The 9,193-nt window shown below is 43.9% G+C and carries 6 protein-coding genes; all 6 read right to left on the reverse strand.

Translation table 11 applies throughout. The features are described 5' to 3' along the window. Window positions 1-41: 41 nt before the first annotated feature. The 6 genes from ACED53_RS04980 to ACED53_RS05005 are packed head-to-tail and all read right to left on the reverse strand — an operon-like array spanning window position 42 to window position 9,102. Window positions 42-2,180: an ATP-binding cassette domain-containing protein gene (locus tag ACED53_RS04980; protein WP_017099379.1), complete on the reverse strand. Its 2,139-nt coding sequence runs from the start codon at window positions 2,178-2,180 to the stop codon at window positions 42-44. Then, window positions 2,177-3,763 carry an ABC transporter transmembrane domain-containing protein gene (locus tag ACED53_RS04985; RefSeq protein ID WP_017099380.1) on the reverse strand — a complete coding sequence of 529 codons (1,587 nt, stop codon included), beginning with the start codon at window positions 3,761-3,763 and terminating at the stop codon, window positions 2,177-2,179. Before ACED53_RS04985 ends, ACED53_RS04980 begins: the two co-directional genes overlap by 4 nt. Beyond that, the gene (locus ACED53_RS04990) at window positions 3,753-5,177 is read right to left on the reverse strand and encodes a TolC family protein (RefSeq protein ID WP_017099381.1); all 1,425 of its coding nucleotides are present in this window, start codon (window positions 5,175-5,177) and stop codon (window positions 3,753-3,755) included. Before ACED53_RS04990 ends, ACED53_RS04985 begins: the two co-directional genes overlap by 11 nt. Then, a complete protein-coding gene (locus tag ACED53_RS04995) occupies window positions 5,152-7,383 on the reverse strand; it encodes a response regulator (RefSeq protein WP_017099382.1) in 2,232 nt (743 codons plus the stop codon). The genes ACED53_RS04990 and ACED53_RS04995 overlap by 26 nt, the downstream gene beginning before the upstream one ends. Before the next feature lie 3 nt (window positions 7,384-7,386). Then, window positions 7,387-8,736: an HlyD family type I secretion periplasmic adaptor subunit gene (locus tag ACED53_RS05000; RefSeq protein WP_017099383.1), complete on the reverse strand. Its 1,350-nt coding sequence runs from the start codon at window positions 8,734-8,736 to the stop codon at window positions 7,387-7,389. 3 nt (window positions 8,737-8,739) lie between these two features. After that, window positions 8,740-9,102: a hypothetical protein gene (locus ACED53_RS05005; protein WP_017099384.1), complete on the reverse strand. Its 363-nt coding sequence runs from the start codon at window positions 9,100-9,102 to the stop codon at window positions 8,740-8,742. Window positions 9,103-9,193 lie beyond the last annotated feature (91 nt).

Here is a 9,193-nt window from a genome sequence, read left to right on the forward strand (position 1 = left end):
CATTTATCTAACGAGTAATTTGTGAATAAGCATCGTCGTGTTTAACTCAAGCTGTTTAAGTATTTGTCTGTTAAGCCAAAATATTTCAAGTTGCCATCAGGTTCTAGAACCAAACTCATATTGGAAGTAGCGATCAAACCGGGATCATTGGTCGAAAAAATGACGGTTTTATTCAGCAACTTATCGCTGAACAGGCGGTTAAAATACTGAGCGTTTTCATTTTCAGCCCCGTTGAACGGTTCATCAATGATTATCAGAGATTGCTCACAGTTACCTAAACCAAGTGCCAAACGCAGCTTTTGTTGAATGCCATTGGGAAGACCTTTGCACTTATCGACACTCAATTGAGTCGCCAAGCCTTCTGGCAGCCATTCGTCTAGCTCGAAGAAGCTCACCATCTCCTGCATTTTCTCTGTCGGAATCAATCCATTGTGTAAAATGAAATTGGTCTCCAAAGAACCTTCGAAAATGTGCAAATTGAAAGGGATGTAGTTAATCGACGTGCGATAGCGATAACTGTTGAATTGCTTAATGTTATAGCCATCGACAGACACCGCGCCCTGATAACGATCTTCTAAACCAGCCATGATTGAAATGAGCGTGGTTTTTCCACAACCAGTCGGGCCACATATGACGACTTTTGCACTGGGAGGTATCTTGAAACCAAGGTTGGTTAACCCTGTTGCTGCCCCTGTGTAACGGTGGCTGACACCACTGCCCACAATATTTCCTTGGAACAGCCGAATAGGCGGGCTTTTTTCTAGCGTTAGCTTGTCGTCATTCATCGACATTAAATTGTTTATCTGTGCCGATGACGCCTTGATGGATTGAAACTTAGAAATTGAGTTATAGATACCCATGATCGGGCCTAGTGCTTTCCAAACGAGAATAACGGTCGCAAGCATCGCACCCGCATCAGAAGTGCCTTCCATGACTCCGATTACTGCGGTCACGATACTTGCAGTACCAATCACCTGAATCAAACTACCGCCTGCAGCCTGAATTTTACTGTTGGTTACAGCAACATTCTCCGCATCACTGGTGCTTTGCATATGGGAGGCACTAAAACGAGATTGAACCACGCGCAACAAAGGCAAGCCTTGAATGGTCTTGATACCACGAAGGATTTCATTCCATTGATAAGAGACCATGGCGTTAGCGCGAGAGCTTTTAGATGTAGCTTGTGAGTAGATGTAACGAGAGTAAACACAGAACACCAACATTAATATTAAGCCACCCATCACCACAAGCGCTGCCGTGCCAGACATCAGAGCAATCGCAATGATGAATACAATCACAAACGGCATATCAAAGTAACTAAGGGTCGATTCTGCGGTCACTAAGCGGCGGAAGGTATCGATATCTTTCAAACGAGCCAACTGAGACGAAACCCCTGCGGTTGAAGTCATTGCGTAGGGCAGCCAAAGCAGTTTCGATATTACGGCTTGGGATATGTGAACCGCGAGATCTTTACCGGAGGTGGCAATGATGTTGACCCGCATCTTTTTGAAGAAGTATTCCGAGAAGCCGACGATCACGGCAAATAGGGTCAACCAATAGAGCGTGGCTTGAGAGCTCGAAGTCAGTGCGAAGTTATAGACACTCATGATGAAGAATGGCTGCAATGCACCGAGAATACTAATGACGAAGCTCAGAATGATCAGGCTTTTAAGTTCATTGTTGTAACGATAGAAAGCGTATTTTATCCAATTGCTTCTGTCTTGCGATTCCGGAGGTGGTTCGCGGAACAGACGAGAATATTCGCTAATAGAAATCAGCAAGCAGGGCTTTTTACACATTGGGTATTCAATGGTGTTGTTGTTCGTGTAATCAAACAGCAGCAACTTCCCATCTTTTGTCCCTAAGAAGATGGCACTGAGGTTTTCTATCTCAATAAAGCACGGGTGAGGATATTTATCGATATTCTCGAGTGTCTTTAGTTTTGTCACATCACAGCGGTATCCAAGGCGCTCTATGGTTGCTGTAAAGCTGTCGCCGTCTTTGGGTTTTGGAATAAAAGCATCGCTGAGTATAGCGGGCGTGCCTTCCCATTCGAGTGCTATCAAGGTGTAGGCCAAACCACGAATAAGTGGCGATTGACTGTAACGTTCGTCGTATCCACTAGATTCAAAATCCAAAACACGTTGCGGCACATTATTGAAGTCTACTAGGATACTCATTGGTCACCTCCGGTAAGTTTTACGCGTTTGAGGCGGTGGTTAAGTTTATCCATCTTGTTGCTAGCGATAATTAAGATCTTGTCATTGGCACGATAGGCGGTACTCGTGAGGACGACGCGTGCGAACTCTTCATCAAAGACACAATCAATGTCATCGAATATCAATACACGTTTACTGGCGAGCAGGGCTCTGACTAATAACAGAGCATATCCCACTTGGCGAGAGAATGGATTGCGCATATGCCCTTTGAGTTCCGTATAAAAACCAGCAGGAAGTCCGTCAATTTGCGCCTTGATGTTCATGGTTTCACATAAGGCGAAAGCCGTATTGTTCAGGCTTGGACGGAAACAGGTTAGGTTATCAATAATGGTCCCTTCCACGAATGAACTTGTTTTATCGACCATCAGCACGCTGTTACGCCAAACGTTGTAGTTTACGTCACTCAGAGGCGTGTCATTAATCATGATGTCCAGTTTGTTATCATTGTTCTGACGTGTAATACAGTTAGCAAGGTGGGTCTTACCTGAACCACTTTTCCCTGTCAGCAAATAGGCCTGCCCGAGTTCGAACTCGATACGCTGCTTTTCAGAATACTTAACCGAAATACGTTCAACTTCTGTTGTTTCATGTTGGTGTTCAACAGAGGCGGCCAATTCAAGGAGGTCAGCGATACGTTGGATATGGAGTTTGTTTAACTCCCAGCGGCTTGCGGTACGCATCACTTGTTGGTAGGGCGCAAAGTAACGGTTGGTCAACATGATTATCGCGGCCATAATGCCTTGGCTTGACTCCATATTGATAACGGCTGTTGCCAATACCACAACAACACAAGCAATCGAGAGTTGTTGGATGAGCGCTAAGATCAAGCCAAAATTCGATTCAATCTGTTCGTATTTGATGTTTTCAACTTCACGTTCCTCGACCATTTGTGTCATCAGGCTTTCAACGCGGTATTCCATGTTTCGCGCTTTAATATCAAGCGGGCTAGAGATGATCTCAATGATTTTGGAGGTAGTTAACCCTTCGATGTCTGACTTATTCTGCAAGCTACCAATTTTCTGTTTGGAAAGGCTCCAAGCGAAAATAGCTAAAATTAGCGAGGCAATCAGAAGCGTCACGCCAGCCCATATGTTGATAAGGCCAATAATGAGGATGGTTATAACGCTGACGGCAAGATTGATCAGCGCTCGAACTGATTCGCCACCAAAGAAGGTTTTCAACTCAGGAATGGTTGAGATTCGTTCTAGGTATTCGCCCGGTTCTAAGCGGCGGAATTTTGAGATCTCAGCCAAACAGATGGATTGAAATACCTTATTGGTTAAGTTGGTCTCAAACTGCCTCATGATGACAGAGGAAATCTTCTCTTCCTGATTTTTTAAGTGATAGTCGAGGAAGATAGAAATCAAGATAATCGCGAACAATAAGAACAGAGTATCTTGAGCTTGGTTGGGTAATACTCGGTCAAAAATGATCAGAATAGAGAAGGGCAGTACCAAGCCAAACAGGGTCGATATTATCGTTGAGAAAGTCAGATAACACTTATCTGCCATGTTGATCTTTTGCGAAAACTGCTCAGTTTGCATTGCGACCTCCTTTCCTCAATGACTCCGTTGAGAGAAGGTGTTTAGGCACCAAATCTTGATTGTCTCGTCCCTCAATATCGCTCATCAATTGCATGATGCTCTCTATCGATTGAATTGAGAGTATGCCTTTAATTTGCTCAAGCTTGATGGTCTCGATGATGTAGTCGTATCGTGCGCTTTCATAGTCTCTCAAAGCACTGAACAGTTTACTTTCCGCGGCAAGTAAATCGGTGATGGTACGCGTGCCTAATTGGTAGGCTCTTTGAATCCCTTTATAAGAGGCGTAGTTGGCGCGAATGATGTTTTCGAAACTGCTTATAGACTGCGAGAAATCGTTAATGTTGAGCACTGAGGTATTCACGCTGTTACGTGTGGTATAAAGCGAATCTTGGTAAAGCAGCTCAGTACGTTCGATGGCCGTCGATGATTTTTGATAGCCATAGTAATCAGAACCACCAGACAAGATAGGCACGGCGAGGTTTAAGCCAACACTGGTTGAGTTACTTTCACCTGTTGCTGTAATGTCGGTTTTATCGTAGTTATTGGCATCATCGTGTCGATAGCTGGCTGAAAGCGAAACGGTCGGTAAGAAGTTCGAACCGCTCTCTTTTAAGCTTCTGCGGCTTCTCTCTACGTTTTTCTTTGCCACCAACAAGTCGTTATTCAGCTTTAACGCCTGATCCATGATCGTGCGTTGCTCGGTTTCGTTGATCTCTTTTAACGGCACGCTTTCGTATATGTCTTGCGACGGAGTGATAGGGTATTGAATTTGAATAGAGAGCCCGTTGAGAATGACACGACGATCTTTCTGCAAGGTTCTTAGTCTGTTCGACACACCTTCTTTCTGAGCAATCACTTCGTAAAGCTCACTGGCTGCGGTGTTACCTAGCTCTACATTGCGTCGCATTTGATGTTCACGCGTTTCGGACGATTTAAGCTCAACCTTGGTCGCTTTAATTTGGGCGTTGTTTTTTAAATACTCAAAGTATTGAGACCCGATTTCCGAAATGGTGCTTTGGACTTTGTTCTCGTGTTTAATCTCTTCAATATTGAAGTCGAGTTTTGCCGTCCCATATTTAAAAATGTCACCAAGATTGAATATGGATTGGGATAACGAAAGGCTGTAGCTGTTTGAGTTATAGCTAGAGGTTTCATCGGGTACGCTCGATAGCAAGGTTTCATTCTCGTTCCATGTGGTATCGGCAGCACCATTGAGTGAAGGCAGAAATTTAGAGCGACTGATCCCAATGTTGTATTCGTTCTCTTCCACACCTTTATCACTGGCGCGAAGAGACAGGCTGTTTTGCAGGCCGAGTTCTACCGCCTCAAGCAAGGTAGTCGCCGATGCTGAAGGTGTCGTGCTGAATGCGAGTGCAGCTATGATGCTGCTAGTTAAGTTTCTGTACCGCCACATACTTGTTGATCACCTTGATGATTTGGTCGCTTTTATAAGGTTTGCTGATCACGTAATCCATTCCGGCCTCAATACAAGCCTGGTGTTCGTTACTGCTGGTCAATGCGGTTGCACCTATGATGGTACAAGGGTTTTTCTCGTTCTCTTGTTCGAATTGGCGAATGCGTTTTGTTGCTTCGATGCCGCCCATACCCGGCATGATGCAATCCATGAAGATGATGTCAGAACGTTTATTCATGAAGTGCTTCACGGCATCGGCACCATCGCCAACGGTGTCTGGTTCATACTCTTGTTTGGTGAGTATTCGTTTAAGTAAGATTTGTTGAACTCGGTCATCCTCTACGATAAGGAATGAGCTGTTCTCCATCTGCTCTTCTGATGCTTCTGCTTCCATAATGGTGAGTAAGTTCGGAATAAACTCATAAGGAATCGCAGGGGAGTTGATGATCTTATCGACGAAGCTGTGACACTCTTGTGCATGCTGAGTATTGGTTACTGAAAGCAACAGCTTGGTATTTGGGTGACTCTTAAGTTGAGATTTCACCGTCTTACTCAACGATGGCAGCTTGTTGGGTTCAAAAGTATCGGTGAGCATAATCGCATCGTAATCACCAAAGGTCTTCGCCGCTGAAAACAACTCATTTGCAGTGCGGATTTCAGTGATATCAAGCCCCAAGTTACTGAGCATTTTCTTCATTACATCGATACGAACTTGTGTATTGGCGCATAGCAGTAAACGCTTGCCGTCGAAGCGAGTTTTCTCTGTATGGAAATTCTTCGCCTTGAGATCAAGCTCGATCTGAAAACGCTCCTGTGTACCCGATTGGAACCAGTGACTTTCGTAATACCCGTAATCTTTTAATACGCTTTTCGCTAAGTCGTCTGTGTTAGCAGTATGGTGTTTATGATCGCTCCAATGGAGCTTATTGAGTTTGGCAACAGAGACATCTAACGTTGAAAGGAAGTTAAGATTGATGGTGACACGTGTATTTTCCATATCCGAAGCGGCGCCAGACTCTATTGTCACGAATAACTTCTTGTTTGATTTAAGTTGGATGGCGTTAGAAAGTTGCAGAAACAAGATCCAGAACAAGCTGGTGGATTGGCCTTCAACACGGTTCGGCAAATTGTCAGAGATAAAGCAGTCGAGTTGACCTTCGTTCCTCTGTACTTTGGCGCTGATATGAATCATCAATTCAGACAACACGCTCAGTAGCGAGAATTCCTTCGACTTACTTTCCGTACCCTGTGAAATCAAACGGTTATAGTTTTCTGCTAACTCAGATAAGGTACTACACGCAGAGGTAATATCCTTCGCCATCAATACGCCGTTTTCATCGGTTTCTTGAACCAGATATTGGACACCGCCGTTGATGGTGTTGGTGATACCGCGGATCTCATACCCGATTAGCGCATACAGTTGTTTGTAGAGGTCGTTATTGCGCTTTTGGTCTTCCAATTTACTGAAGATCAGTTTGAGGTGAGAGTAGATCTGGCGTTGCTTCGGATTGATGCTCACTTCATTCAGAAGCTCTTCGAGTCTTTGTAAGTCGAGTTGTTTCAGCTCTTGATAGAGGGCATCGAACTCATAGTCGATTTCTCGTTCATTAGAGCTGGATTTCTTCAGCTTTAACATAGCAACTGAATTCGATAGGACCGTGATTACTGCCAGTATCACGACCACCATAAACAACCAGATAAAGAACTCGTTTTTCTCTGACATCAAGTCGCTCGCATGGTTGTTGAACATGGTGCGGTAGTTGTCGTCCATTTGTAGGTAGTTGTTGGTCAGTGACAGGTATAAGTCGAGTACGTCGTTGCGTGTTTTAGTGCTGTCGGAAAAGCGATTGATCGCTAATTCAAGTTGGGTGTATTCAGTCGCGCCAACCAAGCTGAACTCAGTTTTGTTCAAAGAAGCTAGCGATCTAAATTCATCTATTTCACGCTTCAAGTTAACTAGATTGAATTCGTTAGTACCACAAGTGTCGGTACTTAAGCACTGCTGTAGAGTTTGAATATCTTGTTCGATGGTCTGATTAAGCTTCTGAGCTTGTATGAGCAGTGGGGCACTTTGCACTTGAGCAACCGAATCTACTTTTGACCAAGAAAAGTATAAATAGAAAGCGAGCGCCGCCAGTACTACGCTGAACAATATGCTCAGACGTAGAGCTGGTACGGAAATGTTATAAGAAGGTTTTCCGCTCATTGATTACCTCTCATCGAATGCATCTTCGATGGCTGACATCACAGGTTTTGCTGCGTATTCGATCACGCGACGCGAGCCTGTTTTTACGTCGGCGGTAAATTCCATATAAGGTGATAATTTGTATTGAGTGCCTCCTCGTTCAAGAAAATTTCGATCAATCTCAATCTCTGCCAAATAGAATTCGGCATCTTCTTCTTCGTATGATGAACGGCTAATTGAGGCGATGGTTCCCTCAACAAATCCATATTTTGCGAAGTTATAAGTATCCATTTTTACTTTTACCGCTTGGCCAATTTCGACAAACCCCATGTCTTTACGCGGAATTTTCGCTTCACCGTGTAGGGAGTTATTGATTGGTGCAATATCAGCGATACTCTCGCCGGGTGGTATTACCGCAGAACGGAAGTTGAAGTGTAATTTGTCGACCACACCATCCACTGGTGAGTAGACGATTAAGCGGTCTACCTTATCGGAATGTTGTGGTTGCAAGATCCGTTTTAGTTTGAGGTCTTTATTGGCCTGGATGATCTGTGCTTGGTACTCAGAGTTGCGGTTCTCAACTAAATCTCGATGTTGTTTTTCGAGTTTGTCGAGCTGGAAACGTTCGTTCATGACGGACTCATCAAGGTTTTCAATCTCACGAACCATATTGGATTCTTGTACTTTCATATTTAGAACGTCGACATAGGACGCCATCTCTTCTTTATAAAGCGTGTTTTTGATGTTGAGTTGTTTGCGAATGAGCGAGAGTTGGTTCTCTGAGCTTTTGCGACGCTTTAGCATTGATCCAATCAGAGAGTTTTTGTGTTTAATATCGTGAGTGATCAGCTCTTCGTTGGAGCGGTTCTTCGAGAACTCTTGCTGCCACGTATTCATGTTGACTTGAACTTGTTCTGGGTACTTTTCGATGTAAGAAGCAAAGTTTGGTTCGATCATGTCACGTAAGCTTTCATAACGAATTTTATCGAGTTCCAACTGAATGATTTCAGTGTTCACTGTATCGAGTTGGGTGTTACGGTCGAGTGAGCGGATTCGAGCAATAGGCTGGCCTTCATACACAACTTCCCCTTTTCTCACTAACAGCTCTTCTAAAATACCGCCTTCTAGGTGTTGAACTTTCTCAACATCAGACTCTAGTAACAGCTCGCCACGCACAGAAACGACAATGTCGATGCGTGCTTGTGACGCCACGGCGATAGCCACCAAAGCAAGCAGAAAAATGATGAGCAACGTCTTGTGAACGCTTGTCATCGCACTTGCAAGCACGATGGTGTCATCTGCTGTGACCTTGGAAGCCTCGTTGTTAGAAACGAGCGCTTTTCTGAGGTGATGCTCTATTTGGTTATTGCTCATGACCTACCTCGATGACTCGTCATCTACAACTTCCTTAATATCCAGCAAGTGATTGATTTGTCCATTGACGTTTTGTAGTTCAGTTTTCACATCTTCTAAAAGCGCTTCCGGCGCAGGGAATTCGTGTTTACTCAAATGTTCCAACTTGGCCATTTTGGGCGGCAGGTCTTGGTCGCATAACAAAGTTAAGATGGTTTTCAATTTTTTAGAGTAGTTGTTGAGTTCATCAAAACGATTACCTTTATGAAGCATCTCTATGTTCATCGGTGCGTCCGAAAAGTCCTTATAAAAGTCGCCTAGCAGCAATTGCAGCCCTTTGTGGTTGTTGTCGATTGAACGCAATAAATTCGTCATGTCTATCATCATTCCACTGCCTTAATTGCCTTAATTGCTTTAATCACAATAACTAAGGATCTTTAAAGGTAGTTTTCAAATTTTTTTTACTTCTTTATGCATA

The organism is Vibrio sp. 1F169, assembly GCF_041439605.1.
Taxonomy (GTDB): domain Bacteria; phylum Pseudomonadota; class Gammaproteobacteria; order Enterobacterales; family Vibrionaceae; genus Vibrio; species Vibrio tasmaniensis_A.

Excerpts from the sequence above, each read along its gene's own strand:
- ACED53_RS04995 (WP_017099382.1), bottom strand. The coding sequence starts at position 7,383 with ATGAGCGGAAAACCTTCTTATAACATTTCCGTACCAGCTCTACGTCTG.
- ACED53_RS05005 (WP_017099384.1), bottom strand. The coding sequence starts at position 9,102 with ATGATGATAGACATGACGAATTTATTGCGTTCAATCGACAACAACCAC.
- ACED53_RS05000 (WP_017099383.1), bottom strand. The coding sequence starts at position 8,736 with ATGAGCAATAACCAAATAGAGCATCACCTCAGAAAAGCGCTCGTTTCT.
- ACED53_RS04990 (WP_017099381.1), bottom strand. The coding sequence starts at position 5,177 with ATGTGGCGGTACAGAAACTTAACTAGCAGCATCATAGCTGCACTCGCA.
- ACED53_RS04980 (WP_017099379.1), bottom strand. The coding sequence starts at position 2,180 with ATGAGTATCCTAGTAGACTTCAATAATGTGCCGCAACGTGTTTTGGAT.
- ACED53_RS04985 (WP_017099380.1), bottom strand. The coding sequence starts at position 3,763 with ATGCAAACTGAGCAGTTTTCGCAAAAGATCAACATGGCAGATAAGTGT.